Source organism: Microbacterium sp. WCS2018Hpa-9 (genome assembly GCF_031843745.1).
Lineage (GTDB): Bacteria > Actinomycetota > Actinomycetes > Actinomycetales > Microbacteriaceae > Microbacterium.
In genome coordinates this window covers 21323-47318 of record NZ_JAVTIY010000004.1, presented here as the reverse complement: position 1 = coordinate 47318, position 25996 = coordinate 21323, and the positions used below count along the sequence as shown (strand labels likewise).

The 25996-nt window shown below is 67.4% G+C and carries 29 protein-coding genes and 2 tRNA genes; 24 read left to right on the top strand and 7 right to left on the bottom strand.

All coding sequences use genetic code 11. The features are described from left to right. Positions 1–63: 63 nt before the first annotated feature. The 3 genes from RQG82_RS09585 (at position 64) to RQG82_RS09575 (ending at position 1810) form a co-directional block, all read left to right on the top strand. Positions 64–330, top strand: coding sequence for a hypothetical protein (locus RQG82_RS09585; RefSeq protein ID WP_311258860.1), 267 nt, complete (start codon positions 64–66; stop codon positions 328–330). 15 nt (positions 331–345) lie between these two features. Further along, complete coding sequence (locus RQG82_RS09580; protein WP_311258859.1) at positions 346–1209, top strand: FHA domain-containing protein; 864 nt, start codon at positions 346–348, stop codon at positions 1207–1209. A gap of 127 nt (positions 1210–1336) precedes the next feature. Next, positions 1337–1810 (top strand): heme-binding protein, encoded by a 474-nt coding sequence (locus RQG82_RS09575; RefSeq protein WP_311258858.1) that lies wholly within the window; start codon positions 1337–1339, stop codon positions 1808–1810. A gap of 73 nt (positions 1811–1883) precedes the next feature. On the opposite strand, the gene RQG82_RS09570 is transcribed toward RQG82_RS09575, so the two are convergent. From RQG82_RS09570 to RQG82_RS09560, 3 genes are read right to left on the bottom strand one after another with little or no spacing between them, the layout of a single operon-like run. After that, positions 1884–2378: a hypothetical protein gene (locus tag RQG82_RS09570; protein ID WP_311258857.1), complete on the bottom strand. Its 495-nt coding sequence runs from the start codon at positions 2376–2378 to the stop codon at positions 1884–1886. A gap of 32 nt (positions 2379–2410) precedes the next feature. Beyond that, a complete protein-coding gene (locus tag RQG82_RS09565) occupies positions 2411–2926 on the bottom strand; it encodes a gluconokinase (protein WP_396653604.1) in 516 nt (171 codons plus the stop codon). A gap of 10 nt (positions 2927–2936) precedes the next feature. Beyond that, positions 2937–4346: a GntP family permease gene (locus tag RQG82_RS09560; protein WP_396653589.1), complete on the bottom strand. Its 1410-nt coding sequence runs from the start codon at positions 4344–4346 to the stop codon at positions 2937–2939. Between the two features lie 137 nt (positions 4347–4483). Here RQG82_RS09560 and RQG82_RS09555 point away from each other — a divergent pair, with 137 nt between their 5' ends. From RQG82_RS09555 to RQG82_RS09510, 10 genes are all read left to right on the top strand, one after another. Beyond that, positions 4484–5191, top strand: a complete 708-nt coding sequence (locus RQG82_RS09555) for an FCD domain-containing protein (protein ID WP_311258855.1) — start codon at positions 4484–4486, stop codon at positions 5189–5191. A 69-nt stretch (positions 5192–5260) separates the two neighbouring features. Beyond that, positions 5261–6142, top strand: a complete 882-nt coding sequence (locus RQG82_RS09550) for a bile acid:sodium symporter family protein (RefSeq protein WP_311258854.1) — start codon at positions 5261–5263, stop codon at positions 6140–6142. Between the two features lie 124 nt (positions 6143–6266). Continuing rightward, entirely contained in the window at positions 6267–8933 is a 2667-nt protein-coding gene (locus RQG82_RS09545) for a LuxR C-terminal-related transcriptional regulator (protein WP_311258853.1), read from the top strand. 244 nt (positions 8934–9177) lie between these two features. Further along, positions 9178–9669 (top strand): FBP domain-containing protein, encoded by a 492-nt coding sequence (locus RQG82_RS09540; protein WP_311258852.1) that lies wholly within the window; start codon positions 9178–9180, stop codon positions 9667–9669. A 46-nt stretch (positions 9670–9715) separates the two neighbouring features. Further along, positions 9716–10510, top strand: a complete 795-nt coding sequence (locus RQG82_RS09535; protein ID WP_311258851.1) for an enoyl-CoA hydratase/isomerase family protein — start codon at positions 9716–9718, stop codon at positions 10508–10510. A gap of 113 nt (positions 10511–10623) precedes the next feature. Next, complete coding sequence (locus RQG82_RS09530; RefSeq protein WP_311258850.1) at positions 10624–11589, top strand: hypothetical protein; 966 nt, start codon at positions 10624–10626, stop codon at positions 11587–11589. Next, positions 11586–12380, top strand: a complete 795-nt coding sequence (locus tag RQG82_RS09525; RefSeq protein ID WP_311258849.1) for an inositol monophosphatase family protein — start codon at positions 11586–11588, stop codon at positions 12378–12380. The genes RQG82_RS09530 and RQG82_RS09525 overlap by 4 nt, the downstream gene beginning before the upstream one ends. Positions 12381–12502: 122 nt before the next feature. Further along, positions 12503–13765, top strand: a complete 1263-nt coding sequence (locus RQG82_RS09520) for a peptidoglycan DD-metalloendopeptidase family protein (protein WP_311258848.1) — start codon at positions 12503–12505, stop codon at positions 13763–13765. Between the two features lie 67 nt (positions 13766–13832). Continuing rightward, positions 13833–13904, top strand: a tRNA-Thr gene (locus RQG82_RS09515). A 34-nt stretch (positions 13905–13938) separates the two neighbouring features. Beyond that, positions 13939–14012 (top strand) — tRNA-Met (locus RQG82_RS09510). A gap of 45 nt (positions 14013–14057) precedes the next feature. On the opposite strand, the gene RQG82_RS09505 is transcribed toward RQG82_RS09510, so the two are convergent. Continuing rightward, positions 14058–14621, bottom strand: a complete 564-nt coding sequence (locus RQG82_RS09505; RefSeq protein WP_311258847.1) for a GNAT family protein — start codon at positions 14619–14621, stop codon at positions 14058–14060. A gap of 131 nt (positions 14622–14752) precedes the next feature. On the opposite strand from RQG82_RS09505, the gene RQG82_RS09500 reads away from it, so the two are divergent. Further along, complete coding sequence (locus RQG82_RS09500; protein WP_311258846.1) at positions 14753–14935, top strand: hypothetical protein; 183 nt, start codon at positions 14753–14755, stop codon at positions 14933–14935. A gap of 65 nt (positions 14936–15000) precedes the next feature. On the opposite strand, the gene RQG82_RS09495 is transcribed toward RQG82_RS09500, so the two are convergent. After that, entirely contained in the window at positions 15001–16677 is a 1677-nt protein-coding gene (locus tag RQG82_RS09495; protein WP_311258845.1) for an MDR family MFS transporter, read from the bottom strand. Further along, positions 16678–17289: a TetR family transcriptional regulator gene (locus RQG82_RS09490; RefSeq protein WP_311258844.1), complete on the bottom strand. Its 612-nt coding sequence runs from the start codon at positions 17287–17289 to the stop codon at positions 16678–16680. Positions 17290–17441: 152 nt separating this feature from the next. Between RQG82_RS09490 and RQG82_RS09485 the strand changes: the two genes are divergently transcribed. The 4 genes from RQG82_RS09485 (at position 17442) to RQG82_RS09470 (ending at position 19569) form a co-directional block, all read left to right on the top strand. Further along, positions 17442–17909, top strand: a complete 468-nt coding sequence (locus tag RQG82_RS09485; RefSeq protein ID WP_311258843.1) for an Asp23/Gls24 family envelope stress response protein — start codon at positions 17442–17444, stop codon at positions 17907–17909. A gap of 123 nt (positions 17910–18032) precedes the next feature. Continuing rightward, a complete protein-coding gene (locus tag RQG82_RS09480) occupies positions 18033–18599 on the top strand; it encodes a sigma-70 family RNA polymerase sigma factor (protein WP_311258842.1) in 567 nt (188 codons plus the stop codon). Then, positions 18596–19219: an Asp23/Gls24 family envelope stress response protein gene (locus RQG82_RS09475; RefSeq protein ID WP_311258841.1), complete on the top strand. Its 624-nt coding sequence runs from the start codon at positions 18596–18598 to the stop codon at positions 19217–19219. Before RQG82_RS09480 ends, RQG82_RS09475 begins: the two co-directional genes overlap by 4 nt. Next, the gene (locus RQG82_RS09470; RefSeq protein WP_311258840.1) at positions 19216–19569 is read left to right on the top strand and encodes a hypothetical protein; all 354 of its coding nucleotides are present in this window, start codon (positions 19216–19218) and stop codon (positions 19567–19569) included. The genes RQG82_RS09475 and RQG82_RS09470 overlap by 4 nt, the downstream gene beginning before the upstream one ends. A gap of 68 nt (positions 19570–19637) precedes the next feature. On the opposite strand, the gene RQG82_RS09465 is transcribed toward RQG82_RS09470, so the two are convergent. Continuing rightward, on the bottom strand, positions 19638–20483 hold the full coding sequence (locus RQG82_RS09465) for an SDR family oxidoreductase (RefSeq protein ID WP_311258839.1): 846 nt from the start codon (positions 20481–20483) through the stop codon (positions 19638–19640). Positions 20484–20577: 94 nt separating this feature from the next. Between RQG82_RS09465 and RQG82_RS09460 the strand changes: the two genes are divergently transcribed. The 6 genes from RQG82_RS09460 to RQG82_RS09435 all read left to right on the top strand — a co-directional run bounded on the left by RQG82_RS09460 (position 20578) and on the right by RQG82_RS09435 (position 25986). Next, complete coding sequence (locus tag RQG82_RS09460) at positions 20578–20943, top strand: helix-turn-helix domain-containing protein (protein ID WP_290159738.1); 366 nt, start codon at positions 20578–20580, stop codon at positions 20941–20943. Between the two features lie 99 nt (positions 20944–21042). After that, the gene (locus RQG82_RS09455; protein WP_311258838.1) at positions 21043–22584 is read left to right on the top strand and encodes an APC family permease; all 1542 of its coding nucleotides are present in this window, start codon (positions 21043–21045) and stop codon (positions 22582–22584) included. A 41-nt stretch (positions 22585–22625) separates the two neighbouring features. Beyond that, entirely contained in the window at positions 22626–23474 is an 849-nt protein-coding gene (gene truA, locus RQG82_RS09450) for a tRNA pseudouridine(38-40) synthase TruA (RefSeq protein WP_311258837.1), read from the top strand. Further along, positions 23471–24763: a hypothetical protein gene (locus RQG82_RS09445; protein WP_311258836.1), complete on the top strand. Its 1293-nt coding sequence runs from the start codon at positions 23471–23473 to the stop codon at positions 24761–24763. Before truA ends, RQG82_RS09445 begins: the two co-directional genes overlap by 4 nt. A 172-nt stretch (positions 24764–24935) precedes the next feature. Beyond that, on the top strand, positions 24936–25298 hold the full coding sequence (locus tag RQG82_RS09440; protein ID WP_311258835.1) for a hypothetical protein: 363 nt from the start codon (positions 24936–24938) through the stop codon (positions 25296–25298). 19 nt (positions 25299–25317) lie between these two features. Beyond that, entirely contained in the window at positions 25318–25986 is a 669-nt protein-coding gene (locus tag RQG82_RS09435; RefSeq protein ID WP_311258834.1) for an endonuclease/exonuclease/phosphatase family protein, read from the top strand. The last annotated feature ends 10 nt before the right edge of the window (positions 25987–25996 follow it).

Below are 25996 nucleotides of genomic sequence, written 5' to 3'. Positions count from 1 at the left end.
CAGCTCGGTGCAGCGGGCGCATAATCTGATCCACAGGACATGGGCTTAGCAAAGGAGCACGCCATGAGTGACGCGAACGAACCGACGGAACTGTTTGACTCGGCCTCTGGGCCTACCGGTGCATCGATCACCGACTGGACAGATCTCGGTCGGGAGATGTGGGCATACCTCACAGGTCGTGGAGCCGCGGTCAACTACACGTTCGACGACATGACCGTCGAGGTGCCTCGCGATATCGGGCCGGATGCCCCGCGGGCGACCTGGAAGTTCAACGGCACCCTTCGGGTGACGACCAGCGACAGCGCGTCCGGTGGCACGGGCTCGGTCTGAGAACGATCTCCTGCGATGATTCGCCTCGATATCGACCTGCACGTCGAGCAGGCCGCCCCGGACGGCGGCCCTCCGATGCGGTTCAGCGTGCGAGCTGAGGTTCAGGAGGTCGTCGTGACCCTCGAGTCCACTCCGGGGCTCGGCGGTATGAGCCGTCGTGACCTGACTCAGCTCGTACCGCTCGCCGATGGGCTCGCGCGACGCGGCATCCGCGTGCGCGTGGAAGGACCGAAGGGCACTCTCGTTCAGCTCGGGGATGTGAAATCGGGGCCAGTGGGGCGGGCGATCGCCGGTTCGCCGCACATCAAGCTGGGGCATCTCTCCGCGCTGTTGTCGGAGGCCCAGCATCGGGAACGCGGCAGCGGATTCCGGCTTCCCCTCCCTCCGTCGACGCTGTTCCCGCTCGTCCCCACGGTGGCGCGGAGAGTCCCTCGGCGAGTCACGACGACCCATTACCTGCCAGGGTCCGGCCGTCCTCGGTTGATCTTCGCGGTCGGCTCAGGCGACTGGAACTTCAGCAGGCCGCGAGAGTTCGACCTGCTTCCGGGGCGCACGGTCATCGGCTCCGGGCCGGACGCCGACCTGCGGTTGGAGGGGCTCGAAGCCCGCCACGCCGAAGTCCGTCATAACGACGACGACGAGTACGTCCTCTACTCGTATGCGGCGACCGGTGGCGGCAGACCGAATCTCCCGCACAGCACGGAGAACGCCAGGATTCTGCGGACCGGATCCCGCATCGAGATCGGACCTTGGCGTCTGGCGTACTACCGGGAGGAGTTCGCCGACCATGGGCGTCCTTTCGGTGGCCGTCAGGGAGGCGAGTACGAGTTCCAGAAGCAGCAACCTGTGCGGCCCTACGGGTCGGGCGAGCTCGGCTGACCGATTCCGCCCAACGGAGGGGAGCCCTATCGTGCTCGGCGTGCTCCGGGCGCGGCGCGCACTTCGTGAGTAGCGATGCGCCGCGGGTACAGTCGCAGTCGAACCATCTACGAAAGAGGCACTGCTGATGACTGACCAGACGAGGCTCGCACAGCTGGAGAGAGAGCACGTCGAAATGGTCGTGCGTCGGTTCGACCGCGCGGATGCGTGGCAGCTCGGACGCTCCATCGCCGAGCGGGCGCTCGCACAGGGGGCTCCGGTCGCGGTCGACGTGCGCACCGCTTCGGGCATCCTGTTCCACGCGTCACTTCCGGGCGCGACGGCCGACAATGACGTCTGGGTGCAGAAGAAGGCCGCGACCGCTCTGCGCTTCGAGACCAGCACCGCGCTGCTCGAGGCCCGTGTCGAGCACGGCGAGCGCGACATGTTCGAGCCTGGATGGCTCGACCCCGTCACATACGCCGTCGCCGGCGGCTCGGTGCCCATCCGTGTCGAAGGCGTGGGTGTCGTCGCCGTCGCGACGGTGTCGGGGCTTCCCTCAGCCGACGATCACGACCTCGTCGTCGAGGGGATCACGGCGCTGGGGCTGCACGAGAAATGAGGCAAGGAGCGCTGCGGAACGCCGACGACGTGAGAGCGGGCGATGGCGTCCAGATCTCCGCGTGTTCGCGCGGTCAGGGGCGGATCTGGATCTCCACGAACGGATAGTGGCAGTCGCCGGTCGCGCCCGCTTGCTCGCAGTCCAGATCGGGCGCGAGCATCAGCAGCGCTGGCCCCGTGATATCGGGCGGCAGTTCGACCGAGACGGTGGTCGCTCCGGTCTCGAGGCGTGAGCCGGTGCTCGTGTCACCATCGCCAGTGCGGACGATGAGTTCTCCCGCCCACTGCTCGTCTATGGGGCACTCGGCAGGATCGACGGATACGGAGACCGTGTGGCCCGCGCGTGGCGATGCGGGATCGATCGTCAGCATCAGCGCCAGCCCCTCGCAGGCTCGCGAGGTGGCAGGGGGAGTGGTCGCGAGCTCCCCGCTCTCCGTGCTTGACGCGTCACTGGTCGGATCGTGCTGGGTTCCGGGGGTGATGGCCTGTGGCGAGCATCCCGCCAGCCCGACGCTGAGCGATACCGCCACGAGCAGTGTGCGAATCGGGTGCCGCGTCGAGTTCCTCATGACTCTTCAGTGTCGCGAGCCGAGGAATCGTCTCAGTAGTCGGGGTGCAGGCGCAGCCGCGAGGCGATCTGCGCGGCCTGCTCGGAGGGCGTCAGAGCGATGTCGATCTCGATCGCCCTCTCGTCGTCTTGCAGGGGCTCCAGGGTGGCGAACTGCGAGTCGAGCAGCGTCGCAGGCATGAAGTGTCCCTCGCGGCGCAGCATCCGATCGAGAATGAGCTCGCGCGAGCCCGTGAAATGCACGAACGTCACTGCCTCACGGCGCAGCACGTCGCGGTAGCTGCGGCGCAGGGCCGAGCACGTGACGATGCCGGGCTCGCCCGCCTCGATGCGCTCGTCGATCCATTCGGCGATGCGGTCGAGCCAGGGCCAGCGGTCGTCGTCGTTGAGCGCATGGCCTGCGGCCATCTTGGCGACGTTCGCCTCGGGGTGCAGATCGTCGCCTTCTTCGAAGGCCCAACCGAGACGTCCGGCGAGCATGGCGGCAACGGTCGATTTTCCGGTGCTGGCGACGCCCATGAAGACGAGGACGGGTGCGTTGACGGACATCATGGCGCGCTCAGACGAAGACGCTCAGGATGAGGACGCCGGCGAGCCCGGTGACCGAGATCAGGCACTCGAGCACCGTCCACGACTTCAGGGTCTGCGGGATGCTGAGTCCGAAGTACTCCTTGATGAGCCAGAAGCCCGCGTCGTTGACGTGCGACAGGAACACCGAGCCCGAGCCGATCGCGAGCACGAGCAGCGCGACCATGGGGGAGTCGAGGGTCTCGGTCAGCGGCTGCAGGATGCCGGCGGCGGTGATCGTCGCGACGGTAGCCGATCCGGTGGCGATGCGGATGACCACGGCCACCAGCCAGGCGAGAATCAGCACCGAGACCGAGGATCCGGAGACGAACTCGGCGATCACGTTTCCGATGCCGGTGTCGACCAGCACCTGCTTGAAACCGCCGCCAGCGCCGACGATCAGCAGGATGCCGGCGATCGGGCCGAGCGACGATCCCACGATGTCGTTGATCTTGGTGCGGTCGAAGCCGGCGCCGCGTCCGAGGATGAAGAAGCCGGCGAGCACGGCGATGAGCAGTGCGATGACCGGGGTGCCGAGGAAGTCGAGTGCGAGCTTCCAGGGGGCGTCCGACCCTGCGGCCGAGATGTCGGCGATCGCCTTCGCGAGCATGAGGAACACCGGCAGCAGGATGCTGAAGAGCGTGGCGCCGAACGAGGGGCGACGACGCTGCTCGACGCCCTCGTCCTCTTCGGTGACGAACAGCTCGGGCACCGGCACATCGACCCAGCGCTCGGCGAAACGTGCGAAGAGGGGACCCGAGATGATCACGGCGGGAATCGCGACGATCACACCGAAGGCGAGGGTGAGGCCGAGGTTGGCTCCCAGCGCGTCGATCGCCGCGAGAGGGCCCGGGTGCGGCGGCACGAGGCCGTGCATGGCCGAGAGGCCGGCGAGCGTCGGGATCGCGATGCGCATGAGCGGCGCACCCGAGCGGCGCGCCACGAGGATGATGACCGGAACGAGAAGCACGAGGCCCACCTCGAAGAACATCGGCAGGCCGATGACGGCACCGATGAGCCCCATGACCCAGGGCAGCGAACGTGCGCTGGCGCGGCTGACGAGCGTGTCGACGATGCGGTCGGCGCCGCCGGAATCGGCGAGGAGCTTTCCGTAGATCGCGCCGAGTGCGATCAGGATGCCGACCCCGCCCATGGTCGTTCCGAAGCCTGTCGAGAAGCTGGTGACGGACGCGGCGATGTCCATGCCGGCGATCGCGCCGGTGGCGAGCGCGCCGATGGTGAGCGACAGGAAGGGATGCAGCTTCACCCAGGTGATGAGGACGATGATGATCGCGATCCCCAGCAGTGCGGCGGTGATCAGCTGACCTGCGGGGCGGTCAGGGGCTGCGGTGTCGGCGGCGGCCATCATGAGCGCGTCGGCGGCGGGGGTGAAGAGTGCCATGAGCTTCCTTGATCCGGGCGTGGTTTACGACCTTATGCCGTACATAATAAGCACGCATACCACGTCATGCGCAACATAAACGAAACAATGGTGTGAGACGTCCCACGTCACGGAGTCGCTGCGGGCATACTCGACATATGACCGTCGCCGGCCCTGCAAGCCCCGTCCACGACTCGCTCGTCGCCGAGCTCGGGCGCGCGATCGTCGATGGCGAGCACCTCCCTGGTTCGCGGATGCTCACGGTCGAGCTCGCGAGGGAGAGGGGCGTGTCACGCTCCGCCGCGCGCGAGGCCGTTCGCGTCCTCGAGTCCTTCGGCCTGGTCTGGGTGCGGCGCAAGTCGGGTGTCGAGGTGCGGCCGCGCGCCGACTGGAACGTGTATGCCCCTGAGGTGATCGCGTGGCGGCTCGCAGGACCGGGCCGAGACGAGCAGCTGCGCGAGCTCAGCCAGCTGCGCTCGGTCGTCGAACCGCTCGCCGCCCGCCTCGCTGCGGTCACGGCGACCTCGGAGCAGAAGGTCGAGCTCGTCTCGCTCGTGGTCGCGATGGCGGAGGAAGACCACGAGGCGGATCGCGAGCGCTATCTCACCGCCGACATCCGATTCCACAGACTCCTCCTCGAGGCATCGGGCAACGGGATGCTCGCCGCGCTCGGCGGCACGGTGGAGGCGGTGCTCCGCGGGCGCACCGCCCACTCCCTCATGCCTCACGTGGCCAACCAGAACGCGGTGCAGTGGCATCGCGATGTCGCGTTCGCGGTGGCGAGTGGCGACGCGGATGCGGCGGCGGCCGCCATGCGCAACATCGTCTCGGAAGCTGACGAGGCGATGCAGCGCGCCGCGGAGTAGCGCGGCACGCACGCGTCTGCGGCGCGAGACGCGTGACACCGAGGCCCTGCGTCCGTCACACTGAGTCCCATGGGATCAGCGTTGACCACCATAGGACTCCCCGTCGCCCTCGGCATCATCATGCTGGGTCTCGGGCTCAGCCTCACGCTCGCCGACTTCGCTCGAGTGCTGAAGCAGCCCAAGGCGGTGATCATCGCGCTGCTCTGCCAGCTCATCCTCCTGCCGGCGATCTGCTTCGGTCTCGTGCTCCTCTTCCAGCTGCCACCTGTGCTCGCCGTCGGCATGATGATGCTCGCCGCCTCTCCCGGAGGCACCACGGCGAATCTCTACAGCCATCTGTTCCGTGGCGATATCGCGTTGAACATCTCGCTCACGGCCGTGAACTCCGTGATCGCCGTGATCACCCTGCCGCTCATCACGAACTTCGCGATCGCGTACTTCCAGCCCTTCGACGACCAACTCGGTCTGCAGTGGGCGAAGGCTCTCGAGGTGTTCGCGATCGTGCTGCTGCCCGTCGCCCTCGGCATGCTCATCCGCCGGCTCGCGCCGAAGTTCGCCCAGGGGATGGACAAGCCGGTGCGCATCGCCTCGGTCGTGATCCTCATCGTCGTGATCGGCGGGGCGGTGGCCTCGAACTGGTCGCTGCTGGTGGCGAACTTCACGCAGCTCGCCCTGATCACCGTGCTGTTCTGCGTGATCAGTCTCGCGATCGGCTTCCTCGTCCCGCGTCTGCTCCGCGTCGGCCGACGTCAGGCGATCGCTACCTCGTTCGAGATCGGCATCCACAACGCGACCCTCGCCATCGTCATCGCCCAGTCCGTGCTCGGATCCGTCGAGCTGAGTCTGCCGGCGGCGGTCTACGGAGTGCTGATGTTCTTCATCGCGTTCGGCTTCGGGTTCCTCATCCGCGATCGCTCGGATGCTGCGACGAGGCAGCCGCAGACCGCCTGAGAGAGCGCTCGCCCCGGCCCGGTATCCCGGTATACGTCACGTCTGACACGCCTCCGCGACCTCCCGCAGTTCTACGATCGGGGTCAGGATCGCGCAGGGTGGAGCGATCGTGTGGGGGCGGCACATGGCTCAGGGTCGTGAAGGAGGCGCACGCAGCGCTCGCCTGCCTGTGCACACGGTCGACAGGCCGAGGCTGACCGCGATCCTCGATCGCGGACACGCTCTGACGGTCATCAGCGGCCCCGCAGGGGGCGGCAAGTCGGTCCTGATCAATCAGTGGGCTCAGAAGGCTCAGACGGCCGACGGGGTCGCTCCGCTGCGACTGGCGTTCGACGAACGCATCACGAACGAGCACCTCCTGCTGCGTGAGTTGCTGGTGCAACTCGTGGACCACGACCTGGTCGACGACCGAGAGACGGCAGGGTCGGCGCTCCGGGGGTTCGACAGCGTCCGAGATCCGGCCGATGAGCTGCGGCGCGTCCTCGAGGGTCTCGCGGCTCCCTGTGTGCTTCTCATCGACAACGCGGAGCGGGTCGACGAACGGGCGCTGCTCGAGCGGAGCCTCGAGCTCCTCGAGGCAGCCCCACTGCTGCGGATCGTCATCGCGACGCGGCGATCGATCGTCTCGAGAACGCTGGAGATGCTCACTGCTGCTGACGTCTGCGTCATCGGGCCTGCGCATCTGTATTTCACGCCTGACGAGACCCGAGAGGTCGTGGAGCGCGTGTCCGGTCAGCCGCTGCCGCTGCACGCCCTGGGCGAGGTTGCTGCGCTGCCGCTCGCCGCCCGCACGCTCGGGCTCAGTCTGGCGACGCAGCGCCGGCCCGTCGACCTCTCCGAGGTGGAGCTCCGCGATGTGGCGGACGTGCTCATGTCGAGGCTTGTGGGCCCAGACGCTCCGGCTGATTTCCAGGAGTTCCTTCTCCGAACGTCGGTTCCCGGAGCCGTGACGGCAGAGATCGCCATGCGGCTCGGGTGGGCCGACGGAGGGACGGAGCATCTCGAGCGGGCGGAGCTGTACGGGCTGGGGATGTGGGAGTTCGCCGACGACGGTCCTGCGTTCGTCTACACGCCGTTGCTGCGGGAGGCCCTCACCCGCAGACTCGATCAGCGACCGATCGACATCGTCGCACCGATCCGCCGAGCGGTCGCGGTCTGGGCATTCGAGCACGGGCGCCATCTCGAAGCACTCACGAACGCGGTGAGGGCGAAGGACTACCCCCTGGCATCCCGTTTCGGACGCAAGTCCTGGTTCGTCCTCTCCCGCACTGCGCCCGCAGATGTCGAAGCACTTCTGCGGCGTGAGAACCCGCTGGTGCTCGTGCGTCACCCGGTGCTGGCGATGATCATGGCGATGGTGCTGCTGCGGCTCGGCCATCGACTGCGCGCCTTCGCCTACTTCCAGAGCGCGGCTCTGTCACTGCGTCGGCGAGGGGTCGACGATGATCCGGTCGAACGGTTCTGGATGCTCAGCGCGAAGACACTCGCGGAGCGATACGCCGGACACTTCGAGCGTTCTGCGGCGACGGCAGATCGGGTGATCGCGACCCTCGAGGCGATGCGCCCGGAGGACCGTGCGGAGTGCGCGGGGGTGACCGCCTTACTGCTCAGCAACTGCGGCCTCAGCTACCTCCAGTCCGGTCGGATCGCGGATGCCGTCGACGTGCTCGAACTCGGGATGACGCTGCGAGTGGCAGATGTCGTCATGATCCTCGAAGACGGCGACGCCCTGCGCATGCCGAACGACGATGGCGGTTGGTATCACTGCGCGGCGACGCTTGCCGGCGTCCACGCCCTGCACGGCAGAATCGCCGACGCGTGTCGGATCCTGCACGAGATCGACGGCGCCGATCCGCCTCCCGCCTGGCGCTACGACCTCTTCGGGATCCTCGAGCAGCTCGCCCGAGCTCTCGTGGCAGTGGCGGCGCTGGACCTCGACGAAGCCCGGCGGCGCACCGACTCCATCGCCCATCACCTCGGCACCGCCGAACTCTGGCCCTTCGTCGTCTGCGTGCAGAGTGAGATCGATGTGCGCGCGGGGCGCAGCGCAGAGGCGCTGCTCGCGATCACACATGCGCTCGGCCGAGGAGTGAACTCGGCGGCCTCCGCGTACGGAACATCCCGCGTGACGGTCGCCCATGCGCTGGCGCTGCTGGCGCTCGGCGACCAGATCGGCGCGCGCCGCACACTGGCCGATCTGCCGGGCGCCAGCCCGCCGAGGAACACGGTCGACGGCTTCATCGCCCTCCTCGCCGGAGACGACGCGCGCGCGTTCGCGGCGGCCGGAGCGTCGAGCCCGCGATCGGACGGTGACACCGATCTCCATCGGCATTGCCTCGGGCTCATCACCTCGGCAGTCGCAGCGGCGCGCCTCGGCAAGCCGGAGGCCGCGGCGCGGGGGATGTCTCTGGCTGTCGCACTGATGCGGGAGCAGCACACCGACGCGCCGCTCGCGCTGTTCGACAAGGACCTCATCCTCGCCGTGCGGGGATTCTGCGACCCCGCGGATGTCGAGTTCCTGGACCGCTACCTCGCCCGAGCTGCCGAGACGTGCCCGTTTCCGGCGCTGCCACCGCCTGTCAGCCTGACGTCGAGAGAGCTCGCAGTCATGCGGGAGCTTCGCGAGACCTCATCGACGGTTGCGATCGCAGAAGCTCTCTTCGTCTCGCCGAACACGGTGAAGGTCCAACGTCGCAGTGCGTATCGCAAACTGGGCGCAGCGACCAGAGAGCAGGCGCTTCTGCGTGCGGCAGAGCTCGGCCTGCTCGACGATGCGCCCCCGCCCGGCTGAGGCGCACCGCACGTCTGGGAGGTGGGGTGTGCGATGCGCCTCCTGGCCGGGAGCATGGGGACCGAACGGGGGGTTCGGTGCTCTGGTCGACCTGTGTTCACCGTAGGCGCCGGCATGGCGACCGGTGAGAGTGAGGAGCTGTTCGGCTCGCTTTTCACCCTGGAACTCACCCCGGCCGCTGAGGAGCTGCTCATCATGGCGATGCGCGGGCGCCGGGGGCTGAGGGGGTTCATAGACTGGTCGGATGCGAGCGCTCACCGAGGCAGACATCCGTGCGTCCTTCGTCAACGCGGATGCCGACGAGCTGAGGGTCATGGAGATGCCCCTCGACCTCGTGCTGATCGACTGGGACTACCTCGACTTCTTCGCATGGCGCGATCCGAGCGCTGGGCGTCGCGGTTACGTCCTGACCCAGCACGACGGGCAGATCTCCGGAGTCGTCCTCCGAGTCTCCGACCCTGGCCGCGGGCGTTCAGGGATGTGCAACATCTGCCACACGATGCAACCCGGAAACCAGGTCGCGCTCTTCTCGGCGCGACGCGCCGGCGAGGCCGGAGTGCGCGGCGATTCGGTGGGCACCTACATCTGCGCCGACCTCTCGTGCCACGAGAACGTGAGGCTCGCGCACCCGCTCGCCCCGAACGAGGTCAGGGCGCCGGGGCAGGTGGACTTCCGACTCGACGGCACCAGGCGTCGCATGGAGGGCTTCGTGGAGCGCGTGAGGCAGCAGGCCTGATCGCGGTTAGCCTGGGGGCATACGTCCTGTGCTCGAAGGAGAAGCCATGAACGATGCCATCCTGTTCACCGTCGATGAGGGACTGGCCAGGCTCACGCTGAACCGCCCCGCGAGACTCAACGCCTTCAACGCCGATCTCGCGCATGCCTGGCGGGATGCGACGGCAGAGGCCACGTCGCGGTCGGACGTCAAGGCGATCCTGATCGACGCACATGGTCCGGCATTCTGCGCGGGCGGCGACGTGATCGACATGGCGACGACGATGGGGTCGGCCGACGACATCACCGCGCTCGCCGAAGTCATCAACACCGGCATCCGCTCGCTGACGGAGTCCGCGGTGCCCGTCGTCGCTGCAGCTCACGGGACGACGGCGGGCGGTGGACTCGGCATCCTGCTCAGCAGCGACTACGCCGTCGTCGGCTCCCGGTCTCGCCTCGGCAGTCTGTACGCGAACATCGGGCTGACCCCCGACCTCTCGGTCTCGGCCCAGCTCGCTCGGGCGGTCGGGCAGCGTCGAGCGCTGCAGCTGGTGCTGCAGGACCGCCTGCTGTCCGCCGCCGAGGCCGTGGAATGGGGCCTCGTCGCAGAGGCCGTCGAGGGGGCCGACTCAGCGGACGAAGCAGCCCTGGTCAGAGCCCGCGCCGCGGAGGTCGCCCGCTTCTGGCTGGCCGGGGCCGCAGAGGCCTACGGAAACGCGAAGCGACTCGTGCGCTCGCAGCCCGAGCGGACGTTCGCAGAGCAGCTGAGCGAAGAGGCGCGGTCGATCGGCGCCGCCATGGCGACACCGGATGCCCAGGCCAGGATCGCCGCCTTCGCAGCCTCCTCCGCACGCAAGCGCTGAACACTGCACCGGATCCGATTCGCCCGGATGTGTCCACGGATCGTGCCGCCGCGGCTGCCCTCGCCCCGGTGCATGCAAGGATGAACGCAACGCCGCCCAACGAGAGGAACGCGATGACGCAGCCGGAGATCGCCCAGCAGCCCCCTGCGCTGGTCGAGAAGAAGAACATGTCCCTTCTCATCAGGGGGGCGATCTGGATCGCCATCGGGGCGCTCATCGCCGCCGCGCTCGTCTGCGTCGTGTGGGTGCTGGTCGGCGACCAGGACGGATTGATCGGCCGAGCCTTCCTCACCATCCTCCTGCTCGCCGCGTTCGCAGGCATCGCGATCCTCGAGGCGGGACTCGCACCGAACCGTCCCGACTGGCTCGCCCTGTCGAGCATGGTCAGCTGGATCGTCGCTCTGCTGGTCGGCGCCGTCAAGATCTGGCTGCCCGAGGACGATCAGTTCTTCACCGGCGCAGAGCGCTTCTTCCAGCTGCTCCTGGTCGTGGGAATCCTCCAGCTCGCGCTGCTGCATGTGCGACTGTTCACTCCGGCCGCGCAGCGCCACGTGACGACGTTCACCCGCATCATCTACATCGCGACGATCGTGTTCCTCGGCGGTCTCGTGGGCATGCTGATCTTCTTCCTCACGTTCCCGAACACCTTCGACTACGGCGAGCTCTACTGGCGTATCGTCGTCGCGCTCACCATCCTCGCGGCGGTGGGAACCACGTTGATCCCTCTGCTGAACGCTCTGTTCGCTCCTCGCAAGCCTGCGGGCGCTCGTGCTGTCGCCGCTCAGGGCGTCGCTTCCGCTCCCGCATGGCCGACGTATGCAGACGGCCGCAGCCCGCTGCCGGTGCTGCCCGATGGTTCGCCGGACTGGAACGCGTATTACACGGGTCACCCGTCGGTTCAGCCGCCGCAGGCCATGCAGCAGGCGCTGCCGGCTGCTCCGGCCCCGCAGCCGTTCCCGGTCGCACCCTTCCCGGCTGCCCCGGAGCCGTACTCGCAGGTCCAGCCGGCGCCCCCGGTGCCGCATGCGCCCGACGCCCCCGCCGCCTACCCGCCGGCTCCGCCGTTCCCGCCGCAGTGAGCCTCGAACTCGAGCTCGCCGACCTCGCCTCCCGGATCGCACGCGAGGCCGGCGACCTGGCGCGCACTCGTCGCGCCGAGGGCGTGCACCTCGCCGCGACGAAGTCGACGCTTGCAGACATCGTGACCGATGCCGACCGCGAGGTCGAGGTGCTCATCCGTGAACGGCTGCGGGTCGCTCGACCGGGCGACGGCTTCCTCGGTGAGGAATCGGAGGCCGAGCGGGGCGAGAGCGGAATCACCTGGGTCGTTGATCCCATCGACGGCACGGTCAACTACGCCTACGGGATCCCCTCCTACGCGGTGAGCATCGCGGCGGTGCGCGGCAGCGCTGTCGCGGGGGAGTGGGAGGCGCTCGCCGCTGCCGTCTATGCCCCGGCATCCGCAGAGATGTTCACTGCGGCGACGGGGCACGGTGCGTTTCTGGGAGAGACGAGGCTCTCGGTCACGACCGAGACGCCGGCCGGTGCGCTGCTGGCCACCGGCTTCGGCTACGACCCGGCGACGCACGACGGCGACCTCGCCACAGTGCGCAGGATCATGCCGATCGCGAGGGACCTCCGACGTGCGGGTTCAGCCGCGCTGGACCTCGCGTTCGTGGCCGCCGGACGCCTGGACGGATACTTCGAGCGCGGCCTGAAGCCCTGGGATCACGCGGCGGGCGCGCTGCTCGTCGCCGAGGCCGGGGGCAGCGTCTCGCTGATCGATCGACACACGACGAGACCCATGCTCATCGCGGGTGGAACCGAGGTTCACCGGCGCGTGCTCGATATTCTTCGAGATGAAACGTGAACGATTCATGGCATTCACAGGTGGATCAGGCTAGGGTTTATCCGATCGTTACTTTCATCGGCCCGAATCGATGAAGGTCGTAAGCGCCCCCGAGCTTGACGTTGAACCCGAGAGAATCTGACTTGCCCTTCGAGAATCCCCAGGCTGCCTCTGCGCCCACGCGCCGGTCCAGCCGTCCCCGCACTGCGGCCTTCGAGGCCTCTGCGGCAGGAGTGACGGAAGCCGTCTCCGAAGCTGCACCCGTATCCGAATCCGCGTCCGTCGCGTTCGAGACCCCGACTTCGCGCCGCGCAGCCCGCCAGCGACTGAACACCGCAGAGGTGTTCATCGCCGCGAGCGCGGTAGCCGCAGCGTCAGCAGCATCCGACTCCGCGGATGTCGCCCTGGTCGAGCCGACTGAGGCTCCAGAGCCGGTCGCCATCGAGTCCGAGGCCGTGCCCGCATCAGTCGAGCGGGAAGAGTCCGAGCCGGCGCACGCCGAGCGTGACGACGCCGGCCAGCAGCGTTCGAGCTCCGACGATGCCTTCGAGACCGCGGCCCGCGCGTTCCGCCGCGCTGCCCCGAAGACTGCGTCCCAGCCGACCGTCGAGCCCGAGGCCCCTGCTGCGGAAGAGACGCCTGCAGAGCATGTCGCTCGTCGCCGTCCGTCGGCTCGCAAGTTCCTTACGGTCGGCGCGACCGTCGGTGTGATGAGCCTTGCCGGACTCCTCGCGGTCGGAATGACTCTTCCTGCTGAGGCCGTCGCCGCAGTGCAGGGTTCGCCCTCCCTCGCGGCCACGTCTCTCGTCGCCGCATCGGGCTCCAAGTCGGCGGACACCGCCGACAACGAGATCCAGGCCTTCGTCACCTCCTCCGATGTGCAGAACGAGTCGCTCGCGCGCTCCGACAGCTTCTCGACGGTCTCCCTGATCCAGGTGGCGTCCGAAGAGGGCATCAACTACTCCAACGAGGTCTTCACCAACGACGCAGAGGCCGCCATCCAGTGGCCCTTCAAGGTCGGCGTGGGAATGAGCTCGGGATACGGCATGCGCTGGGGCCGTCTGCACGAGGGCATCGACTTCGTCCCCGGCGAGGGCGCTCCCATTCAGGCGATCGCCGACGGTGTCGTGCGCATCGCCACCGAGCAGGGCGGCGCTTACGGCGTGACCGTCTACATCGATCACGTGATCGACGGACAGATCGTCACGAGTCACTACTCGCACATGCAGTACGGCTCGCTGCAGGTCAAGGCCGGGCAGACCGTGAAGGTCGGCGACATCGTCGGGCACACGGGAAACACCGGCCGCTCGTACGGCGCGCACCTGCACTTCGAGATCATCATCAACGGCGGCACCATCGACCCGCTGCCGTGGTTGCGTGAGAACGCGGGTCGCACCTCGTATTGACACCTCGATTTCATGAGGACGCCACAGTGATGGTATTCTCGTGTGGTTGCCCCGCGAGGGGCAGCACGCCCCGATAGCTCAGTGGCAGAGCACTTCCATGGTAAGGAAGGGGTCGTCAGTTCAATCCTGACTCGGGGCTCACAGCGTTCGTATCTGCGATGCGGATGCGGTGTGGCAGGGTAGCTCAGCTGGTCAGAGCGCACGACTCATAATCGTGAGGTCGCGGGTTCAAGCCCCGCTCCTGCTACAGATCAAAACCCCCGGTTTCCCGGGGGTTTTGTCGTATCCGGGCTCAGGGCCGACCGGCTCCGGCCCGGGCATGCTCGGTGAGCTGCGCATACATGAACATGTCCCGTGGACGCCCGTCGATCCTCTGCCAGGCTTTCAGAAGGCCCTCACGTTCGTAGCCTGCGCTCTCCGCCACGCGGCAGGATCCTTCGTTGGTCGGCTCCACATAGAGCTCGAGGCGGTCGAGGCGTTCGAGAGTCGATGCCCACGACGTCAGGGTGGCGAGAGCATCGGCTGCATAGCCGCGTCGGCGCTGGGATGCACCGATCCAATAGCCGATGCTCGCGCGCGTGCTGCCGACGGGGAAGAGGCCGATATGACCGACCGCGCAGTCATCGAGGTCTGCGATCGCGAACGCGTAGCCCGCGCCCGATTCGAGCCTCTGATGCTGACGACGGATGAACGCCAGGGCCGCTGGCTCGTCCGACGTCCGCGGAACCGTGGTCACGAGGGGAATGAGCGGGTCGCGCGATGCCTCCTGGACGAGGGGGACGTCCGTGTCGCGCCATGCGCGGAGCCGCACGTGTCTGCCGGAGAGGCTCGGGAGGACGAGAGGGGCATCGCGCATGATCCGATGGTCGCACGACTCTCATCCGATCGAACGCCGCACGGTGCGGAGATGGGATGTCAAGGGGATGCCGTCTCGGGGTCTGCCGCGGTCACACTGATCGTCCACTACCCCCGACGATAGGAGCGATCATGTCAGACCCTCAGGCAGGCCCGGACGAAGGTGCCGAGATCGACGCGACCGGCGTGGACGCCGATTTCGTGACGAACGACCCGGATCCCGAGGTCGACCCCGCGACCCCCGGTGAGGATCAGAAGGCCGACGGCGACAACGCCGATCACCCTGACGAGCTCGAGGTCGGCGACCTTCCCTGACTCCGCAGACACCACGGGCCCGCTCCTCGATGTGAGGAGCGGGCCCGTGATCTGTGCGAAAGACGTCAGCGAGCGGTCGGTGGCGCGTCGCTCTCGACAGCGACGCGGCCCTCGCCGTCCGAACCGGAGATGGTCCGTACGACCGCACCTCGCTGCTCGGCCTCGAGGCGCTCTGCTTCCTCGCCGCTGATGGCCTCGCCTCGGGCGACGAGCCCGGCCTGATCCGACAGCGGGATCTGCTTGAGGAACAGCGACAGCACGAGTGCGAGCACGATGAACGGCACGAGGAACCAGAACACCGGTGCGAGAGCATCCGCGTAGGCCGTGACGATCCCGTCTCGCACCTCATCCGGGAGCGCGTTGAGCGTCGCCGGGTCGATGGTCGACGCCGCTTGCGATGCATCCTCGGGCGATGCCCCGGCATCAGCGAAGACACCGAGCAGGTTCTCGGTCAGCCGGGTGGTGAAGATCGTGCCGAATACGGCGGTGCCCAGTGAGGCGCCCACCTCGCGGAAGTAATTGTTCGTGCTGGTCGCGGTGCCGATCTCGCTCGCGGGCACTGCGTTCTGCACGACCAGGACGACCACCTGCATGATCAGGCCGAGGCCGGCGCCGAACACGAACAGGAAGGTGCAGATCAACCAGATCGGCGTCGCAGCCGACAAGGTGGTCATCGACACCATCGCGATGCCGGTGAGGATCGTGCCGACGATCGGATAGATCTTGTACTTTCCGGTCTTCGAGATCGCGATGCCCGAGAAGATCGAGGTTCCGATCAGTCCGACCATCATCGGGATCATCAGCAGACCGGATGCCGCGGCCGACGTTCCGGAGGACATCTGCAGGAACGTGGGCACGAAGCCGATCGCGGCGAACATGCCGATGCCGAGCACGAGTCCGATCGCGGTCGCGTTGACGAAGATCGGATTGCGGAAGAGGCTCAGCGGGATGATCGGGTCCTGCACCTTCGCCTCGGTGATGACGAACGCTGTCGCTGCCACGATCAGCCCGGCGCCCCAGGCCCAAGTGGCGAGGGAGTCCCAGCCGAACTCCTTGTCGCCGCCGAAGTCGGTGAAGAAGATCAGGCAGGTGGTCGCGATCGAGAGGAAGATCACGCCGAAGATGTCGATCGGTTTCTGCGCCTTCTTGCTCGGTAGCTTGAGAGCGACGAGCGCGATGATGAACGCCGCGATGCCGACAGGGATGTTGATGTAGAACGCCCACTGCCAGGTCAGGTGATCGACGAAGAACCCGCCGAGCAGCGGACCGGCCACGGCCGAGAGGCCGAACACGGCGCCGAGCGGGCCCATGTACTTGCCGCGTTCGTTGGCGGGCACGATGTCGGCGATGATCGCCTGCGACAGGATCATCAGTCCGCCGCCGCCGAGGCCCTGCAGAGCACGGAAGGTGACGAACATCCAGAAGTCCGTGGCGAAGGCGCAACCGACGGAGGCGAGCGTGAACAGGGCGATCGCGACCAGGAAGAGGTTGCGTCGACCGAGGACGTCGCCGAACTTGCCGTAGATGGGCATGACGATGGTGGTCGCCAAGAGGTAGGCGGTGGTGATCCAGACCTGATGGTCGACGCCGCCGAGCTGTCCGACGATCGTCGGCATGGCGGTCGAGACGATCGTCTGGTCGAGGCTCGAGAGCAGCATCCCGGCGATCAGGGCGCTGAAGATGATCCAGATGCGCCGCTTCGTGAGCAGGAAAGGCGCATCCTTGGTGGCTGTGGCGGACATTCAGTCGGCTTTCTGTGATGGTGCGAACACGGCGCGAGCGATCTCGAGGCGTCGGCTGACGAGATCGCTGAAGGAATCGGTCGAGTGGTGGTGCAGCAGCTGGTCCATGCACAGGCGCACCAGTGCGCCGACGGTGTGGACCATGACCTGCGCGTGCAACTCGGAGTCGGCGCCCTCACCGCTTCGCCGCACGACGAGCTCCATGTCACGCCGCTCGTTCTTCGCCAGCTGTTCGAACGCGGCCTTGAGCAGTCGAGGCTCCTGCTCGATCACCGCGAACATCGCGGGCGCGTCGTCGAGCGGATTGAAGAGCTCGAAGCGGGCTGTCGTCAGCTCGATGAAGTCGTCGAGCAGGTCGCCGCTCTGCGCGACGAAGTCCGCTTCGAGCGCTTCCTGTCTCGAGTCGATCGCGGCGAACCCGAAGACGGCGTTCTCCTTGCTCTCGAAGTAGTTGAAGAACGTGCGTCGCGAGACGCCGACCTCGGCGCAGAGCTCCTCGACCGTGAAGCCGGCGAAGCCGCGCTCGGTCGTCAGGCGCCGCGCCGCATCGGTGAGCGCGCGCGTCGTCTCGCGTCTGCGCTGCTCTCGCAATGAATCTGCACTCTCGCTCATAGAGTGCAATGTTGCACTCTCAACCTAAGAGTGCACTGTGAAGAGATTCTCAGACGAATCTGTGACGATCTGCTTCCGGCATCCGTCTTAGTGGTGTCGCTGCACTGCGACCTCCCCGCTGGGGATCCCACACACTGATGAAGGAGCACACGATGGCGAACGTCTCGAACGCACAGCAGCCCAAGGTCCAGGTCGCCCCGGCAGGTTCGACCGTCGCCTCGACAGGTGCGACGATCATCGAGAACGGCGTGGTCGCGAAGATCGCGGGCATCGCGGCTCGTGAGGTGCCCGGCGTCTACGCGCTCGGTGGCGGAGCCGCGCGCGCGGTCGGTGCCATCCGCGACGCCCTCAACTCCACGGACCTCACCCAGGGCGTGAGCGTCGAGGTCGGCGAGACCCAGGTCGCGGTCGATGTGACGATCGTCGCCGAGTACCCGGTGTCGTTGCAGAAGGTCGCCGATGACGTCCGCGCGGCGATCTCCGTCGCGATGAGCGAGTTCGTCGGCAAGCAGGCTGTCGAGGTCAACGTCACCATCAACGACGTGCACATCCCCTCCGATGATGACGCGTCCGACGAGACCGTCGTCGTCGACGCCGACGCGGAGACGCGTGTCCTGTGACCCATCGAGATGCGAACGAGTGATCGGATCAGCATCTCGTGACCACGCGATCGGGTCGTTGGCTCGATCCGATCGCCGGTCCGCTCCGAATCTCTTGCGGGGCATGGAAGAGGGAGTCGACGTATGGCCGGGGAACGATTTCGCTCTGCTCTCGAGCAGGCCGACGACCGGATCGTCGCCGGTCGCGCGATGGACGGCGATGTGGCCGCCTTCGCGGTGCTCGTGCGCAGGTACACCCCGATGATGCGCGCGTACACGCAGCGGATGCTGAACGCCTCGGCCGATGTCGATGACATCGTTCAAGAGACGTTCGTGACCGCATGGCAGCGGTTCTCCGAGCTCGATGACCCGGCGAAGGTCAAGAGCTGGCTGATGCGCATCGTGAGCCGCAAGGCGGTGGACCGCATCCGTGCGCTGCGACCGATGCTCGACGTCGACGATCTGGAGCAGGCGGCTCCGTCGCACGCCGCGCCCGCGCGCGTGGTGGAGGCACGAGCGGGGATCGAGGCGCTCGGTGCGGCGTTGCAGGAGCTGCCCGCGGCTCAGCGTGAATGCTGGGTGCTGAGGGAGATGGGCGGCTACTCGTACGACGAGATCGCGACGGAGCTCGACATCTCGGTGTCGACGGCACGTGGTCTTCTCGCCCGAGCCAGAAAATTCATGATCGTGCGGATGGAGGCCTGGCGATGACTGAAGAGCAGGAGACTCCCGACGTGCGCCAGCTCGGACTCGAGCCGGGTGATCTCGACGGACACACGCTCGAAGAGCTGAGCGACTATCTCGAGGCCGACAGGCTTCCGGTCGACCCGTCGATCGAGGGCTCGCCCGGGTGCCAGCTCGCACTCGACGCGCTCGAACGGCTGCGCGGTCTGGGCGGACAGCTGATCGAGGCGGATGCCGCGGCGAGTCCGGAGGTCGACGACAGCTGGGTCGACCGCATCCTCTCGGGGATCGCGCTCGATGCCCGTGCAGGGCGCCGCATCCCGTTCGCCGAGCCTGACCCGTCCGTGGACTTCGGAATCACGGAGGGTGCGGTTCGGGGACTCATCCGCTCGGCGGAGAACGCCGTACCGGGCATCCTGGTCGGCCGGTCGACTCTCGACGGAGACGTCACCGTCGTGGGCGAGCCGATCAGGATCTCGATCGAGGTCAATGCCGTCTACGGGGAATCGATCCCGACGGCGGTGGCACGGCTTCGCACCGAGATTGCGGAGCGTCTGCGCCGCCAGACGGATCTCACCGTGACCTCGATCGACGTCACGGTGCGAGACATCCAACGGATCAGCAGTGCGGCGGAGGAGACCTCATGAGCACGACAGCCCTACCCGGACTCGCCGAGCGGATCGAGGCGGCGGTGCTGGCGACGCCCGGCATGCGCGATGTCTACCGAGCAGGCTCGCTGGTGTCGAATCTCGTCGGAGAAGGGGCGGTGGCGCTCGGCATCAGCCGCAACGACGAGCCTCTCGTCGCGGTCCGGGTGACGGACGACGGCGTCGAGGTCGAGGCATCGCTGGGCATCGAGTACTCGGCGAGTGCCCTCGAGCTGCTCCGAGACGTTCGCGCGGCCATCGGGAAGGTCCTCGCGGAAGACGGGCTGGGGCCCGTCGAGATCGCGCTCACGATCGCGTACGTCCATCCTCGAGAGGCCTCGTCTGACTGAGTGCGCGTGAGCGTGAAGAGGCGCCGATCCTGGGTGGAGATCGGCGCCTCTTCGCTGCGAACGGGTGATCAGGCGATCGTGCGGAGGCCCTCGACGAGGGGCGTGGTCGGCCGACCGATGAGCCGGGCGAGGGTTCCGTCCGTATCGGCGAGCGCGCCTGCAGCGATGCCGGCGTCGAGAGCGACGACGAATCCTGCCGTGCCCTCGTCGAGACCGGCCGCCTGGAGACCGGCGAGCTGCTCGTCGGCGGTCAGCGGCTGGTAATCCACGTCGCGACCCGTGACCTCGGCGATCGCACCGGCGAGATCGGTGTAGCCCCACGCGACGTCGCCGCCGAGCTCGTAGACCTGGCCGATGTGGCCGTCTTCGAGCAGCACGACGGCTGCGGCTTCGGCGAAGTCCTTGCGGCTCGCGGAGGCGACGCGTCCGTCGCCGGCTCCCGAGGCGAGCACGCCGGTCTCGGCTGCGCGGGCGACGTCGGCGGCGTAGTTCTCGGTGTACCAGTTGTTGCGCAGGATCACCGAGGGGAGGCCAGAGGCTGCGATGAGCTCTTCGGTCGCCTTGTGCTCGGGGGCCAGCACGAGATCGCTCGTCGTCGCCTTGGGGGCGCTGGTGTAGACGAACTTCGTCACTCCGGCTGCCTTGGCGGCATCGATGACGGCCTGGTGCTGGGCGACGCGCTGGCCGACCTCCGAGCCCGAGATCAGCAGGACGCTGTCGACGCCCTCGAGTGCAGCGGAGACGGAGGAGGGGTCGGTGTAGTCCAGGCGCGCGACCCGCACGCCGAGATCCTCGGCCTTGGCGACGTCGCGAGCGCCGGCGATGATCGCCTGCGGGTCGGCGCCGCGCTCGAGGAGGCTGGCGATGACGAGGCGTCCGAGGTTGCCGGTCGCGCCGGTGACGAGGATGGTCATGGGATGTCCTTTCGTAGGTGACATGAGCGACAACCTCCCCACCGGTGAGGAACATTCCAGGCTGAGGGTACCCACTTTGAAGTAAGGTACGTACATGACGGTTAGTTATGCGCAGATCCGCGAGGCGACCCCGCAGATCTTCGAGCCCGGATGCAGCACGCGAGTGATCCTCGACCACGTGATGAGCAAGTGGGGGGTGCTGGTGCTCTCGTCGCTCTCAGACGGAACCCGTCGCTGGGGCGAACTCCGCCGCGAGGTCGGCGGCATCAGCGAGAAGATGCTCGCCTCCACCCTGCGCACCCTGGCTGACGACGGGCTCGTGCGCCGTGAGTCGTTCCCGACGGTGCCACCGCACGTCGAGTACAGCCTGACTCCGCTCGGCCGCGATCTCATGGAGCGGATGCTGCCGCTCGTCGAGTGGGTCGCCGACCATGCCGACGGAATGATCGATCGGGACTAGCTCGACGGATTCCGTCGCTCGTCAGCGCGGTTAGCCACGAAATCCGTCGGTCAAAGAAAAGGATTGACGCGATATACGTGGTAGCCGTATGTTCTGAGCATGTCAGCTACGACGCCGATCCATCTCGAACGCCCCGACGGCAAGGGGCTCGCAACCGGTTCGCTCGGGCTGTGGGGGTCCACGGTCATCGGGCTCGCATCCACCGCACCGGTCTATTCACTGGTGGCCACGCTCGGATTCGTGGTGCTGGCTGTCGGCGCGCAGGCGCCGATCGCCTTCATCATCGCCTTCGTGCCGATGCTGCTGATCGCCTTCGCCTACCGTGAGCTGAACAACGCCGTTCCCGACTGCGGCACCACGTTCACCTGGGGCACCAAGGCCTTCGGACCCTGGGTCGGATGGATGGGCGGCTGGGGTGTGGCGGTCGCGGGAATGGTCGTGCTCGCCAACCTCGCCCAGATCGCCTCGGTCTACTTCTGGTCGCTGATCGGCTTCGATCTCGAGAACAACGACTGGCGCATCATCCTGGTGGCGGTGCTCTTCATCGCCGCGATGACGTGGGTGAGCTGGCGCGGTGTCGAGATCGGCGAGCGCATCCAGAACGTCCTGCTCGGCATCCAGTACCTCGCGCTGGCGATCTTCGTGGTCGCCGCCCTCTGGCAGTTCTTCGCGGGCACCGCGCCGAATCCCACCCCGTTCGACATGGAATGGCTCAACCCGTTCGGCTTCACCTCCTGGTCTGGCTTCACCGAGTCGATCCTGCTCGCCCTCTTCATCTACTGGGGCTGGGACACCTGTCTCGCACTCAACGAGGAGACGAGGGACCCCAAGCGCATCCCGGGTCGTGCCGCGCTGCTGACCACCGTCATCCTGCTATTCACCTACGTGGGCGTCACGATCGCGGCCATGATGTACGCGGGTCTCGGAGACACGGGCACCGGGCTCGGCAACGAGGCCAACGCCGACGACTTCTTCCTCGCGATCAAGGACGGACTGCTCGGACCCTTCGGCTGGGTGCTGGTGGTGGCCGTGATCATCTCGGCGATCTCCTCGACGCAGACGACGATCCTGCCCACCGCACGCGGCACTCTCGCGATGGGCGTCTACCGCGCTCTGCCCGCGAAGTTCAAGGACGTGCACCCGACCTACAAGACGCCTTCGTTCTCGACGATCGTCATGGGCGTCGTCGCCTCGGTGTACTACGTCGGCATGACGTTGATCAGCGACAACATCCTGCAGGACTCGATCCTGTCGCTCGGCCTCGCCATCGCGTTCTACTACGCGATCACCGGCTTCGCCTGCGTCTGGTACTTCCGCAAGGACCTCACGACCTCGGCTCGGGACTTCTTCTTCAAGGGCCTCTTCCCGTTGCTCGGAGGTCTCATGCTGACGGGCGCGTTCGTGCAGTCGGCGATCGACATGTGGGATGTGGACTACGGCTACACGGTGCTCTTCGGCATCGGCGGCACGTTCGTGATCGGCATCGGCTCGCTCGCCTTCGGTCTCGTGCTCATGTTCGCCTGGTATCTGTTCCCGCGTTCGAAGCGGTTCTTCCGCGGCGAGAGCCTGAACCGCGACACCCAGGTCATGGTTCCGGACGAGCCGGGCGAGGTCATCCGCTCGATCGACGGCGGCATCTGAGCGAAGCCGGATCGCGCACGGGTACGGCCTAGGCTTTATCCGTGCGCATCCGGCTCGACATCGCCTACGACGGCACCCACTTCCGCGGGTGGGCGAAGCAGCCGACCCTGCGCACCGTGCAGGGGACTCTCGAAGCCGCGCTCGCTCGCATCGTCGGCTCGGACGTGCAGTTCGTCGTCGCCGGGCGGACGGATGCCGGAGTGCACGCCCAGGGCCAGGTGGCTCACGTCGACCTCGACGAGGCGCAGTGGTCACGCATCGAATCGCGTCAGGGTCGCGCCCCGCAAGACCCCGCGGCGTCGATCGCGCGGCGTATGCGCGGTGTGCTCGGTGCCTACCCCGACGCGACAGTCACCCGCTCATCGATCGCGCCTGAAGGGTTCGACGCCCGCTTCTCGGCGGTCTGGCGCCGCTACCGATATCGGCTCGCCGACTCGACCGCCGGGTACGACCCCCTTCGTCGCCATGACACGGCCGCGCACCGGGGTGTTCTGGACGCACAGGCGATGGATGCCGCCGCGCGGACGCTCATCGGCCTGCACGACTTCGCGGCATACTGCAAGCCCCGTGAAGAGGCCACGACCATCCGCACGCTCCTCGACTACCGATGGTCGCGCGACTCCGAGGGCGTGCTCGTCGCCGAGGTGAAGGCCGACGCGTTCTGCCACAGCATGGTGCGGGCGCTGGTGGGCGCGTGCGTCGCGGTGGGCGAGGGGCGGCTCGACGTCGACGATCTGGTCGTGCTGCGCGACGCGCTCACCCGAACCAGCGAGTTCAAGGTGCTGGCGGCCAGGGGGTTGACGCTCACCGAGGTCGGATACCCGGCAGACGAGCTCCTGTCGACCAGGGCGGAGCAGACGCGCGCTCGCCGCGACAGCACGAGCGCATGACTCGCCGCACTGCGGTGTTCGTCGAGGTCACATCGCCCGGGTGGGCGTTCTGGCGGGCGGCTCTCGACACCTGCGTCGGCCTGAGCGTCGGCACGCTCTACACATTCCTCGGCATCATCGTGGTCGGGATCGTGGGGGAGGAGGCGCTGTCCTCCCTGTACTGGCAGATCGACCTCGATCCGCTGTTCCGCGCGAGCATGGGGGTGATCCTGCTCGTCGCCGCGGTGCTCGCCATCGCCGTGCCGTTCGTGCTGGTCGCCGAGCGGTTCGCCGCCCTGCGCGCGGTCGAGGCGAGCGCACGCGCGAACCCGGATGCCGTGCCGCAGCGATCGCTGAGGATGGAGCTGTCGAAGGCTCCCGCCACACTTCTCCAGACGACGGGAACCGTGCTGTTCTGGTGCCTCGTCGGGATCGGAGCCCTCTTCGCGCTGGCCGTCTTCTTCACGGAGGACCTGCGAGAAGACGGCGTGATCTGGGCTGTGCTGCTCGTCTTCGCGGTGCTGGCCCTCGGCGCGGCGATGCTGCGGCGGCTGGGGCGACGACTCGTCGAACGTGACGACGCGCGGATGCGCGACCAGTGGTCGCGGTGGAAGCAGCTCGTCCCCCGCGCTCAGGCGTCCGATGCGGATCGTCGCGAGGCGTCGGTCCGAGCCGTCGTTCCGCAGTGGCTCTCGACTCCGAGCAGACGGACTCTCAATCGGATCTCCGGAGTGCTGCTGACCGCGACGCTCGTCGCACTGGGCGCTTTCATGCTCTCGGTCTTCATGCGTCAGCAGTGTCGCGGTTGCGACCCGGTCTACTGGAACGAGCCGATCGAGAACGGCATCGATGTGCTGAGCCTGAGCAGCGGTGCGGCGATCGCCGTGTGCGCAGCGCTCGGCATCCTCGCCTGGATCGGAGGTGTGGTCCTGCAGTTCGCTCGGGAGCGTGCGCTGGTGGGGTGGGTCTCGGACCGAGCATCTCGTCGTGTCGACGTCAGCCTGATCGAGCCTCTGATCTCGGGCAACCGGTCGATGATGCGTCTTCAGCTGGGTCTCTCAGCCGTCGGCGCGGGTGCCGTGGTCGTGGGCACAGGGGCGCTCTGGGCGGAGTGGGCCGCCGTGGACACTCGCGCGGTGCTCCTCGCCGCCGTGGTGCTGATCGCGCTCGGGTTCGTCGTCGGGTGGGCGGATGCGCGCCGCAGCCGCAGAGAGCGGCAGCTCGTGCGGGAGGTCCTGTTCCCGGGTGACGTCGGACGCGTCGGTGTCGACACGCCGGAGCACGCGCGGAGACGCCGGCGCCGCAGCTGACCGATTCGTGGCCGCCCTCCCCACGAGGACGGCCACGATGCGGGAGCGCCGCTACGGACGGCGGGCCCCAGCCCGTCCGCGGCGGTGACGACTCGTGCAGGCCGAGGGGTGTGGCGCTGCTGAACCGTATGCTGATCGTACGGAGGGCGCCTTCACACTGCGGCGGGGGACTGTGACGGATCGGATCGATGACCAGAGCGGCGCATTCGCCGCTGCGCTCCGTGCGGCGATCTCAGACCGGGGAATCACCCTCGCACGGCTGCGGAGTCAGCTGATCGACGACGGCAACCGGGTGTCCATGGCGACGCTGAGCTACTGGCGCTCCGGTGATCGGCAGCCCGAAGGACCGCAATCGCTGAGCGTCGTCGACGGCATCGAGGACCGTCTCGGTCTGCATCGAGGACATCTCGGGAGCCTGCTGGTCCCGACCTCGCGCCTGGGGCCGATCGCACCTCCGGTGGGGATACGACGGGTGACGTCGCGCGGGCGACGTGCAGCGGATCACACGGCGATTTCCACCGGAATCCAAGACTGAGCCACTAGCGTGAGGTGCGATGAAAGTCATCTCGTACAACCTGCAGAAGCACCGCGCCGCAGGAGAACTAGCGGCACTGGTCTCGGCGCACGATCCTGACATCCTGTGCCTCCAGGAATGCGATGTCGCAGATCTGCCCGAGACGATCGGCGACCTCACCCTCGCCGATGCGACGCAGGGGAATCGGCTGGGACTGGCGATGTTCTATCGCGCCAGCGAGTTCCACCTGCAGGCGATCAAGACGATCGAGCTGAAGAAGTCCCTGCACGATCGGATCGCCAAGCCCGCGCACGAGCGCGTTCTGGGCGCACGGCTGAGAGACATCGACGCGGGGCGCGAGTTCATCGCGGCTTCGTTCCACGCGGCGCCGCTGACCGCGCTCAACTCCCTGCGTCGGCACCAGATCCGGGCCGCCCTCACCGAGCTCGCGACCCTGGGCGAAGAGCTGCCGCAGCTGATGGTCGGCGACTACAACTACCCGGTGTTCAAAGAGAACCTCGGTCAGACGATCCGCAGGCACGGCTACGCGCTGACGCTGAGCGACGACCACACCTACACCCGCTACCGCGTGTTCCGAGGGCACTACGACTTCGCGACCTCCGTCGGCTTCGAGATCCAGCGGGTGACCACACTCCCGCAGGGGATGAGCGACCATCGACCGATCCTGGTGACGACGCAGTTCGACTGATCGCCGACCG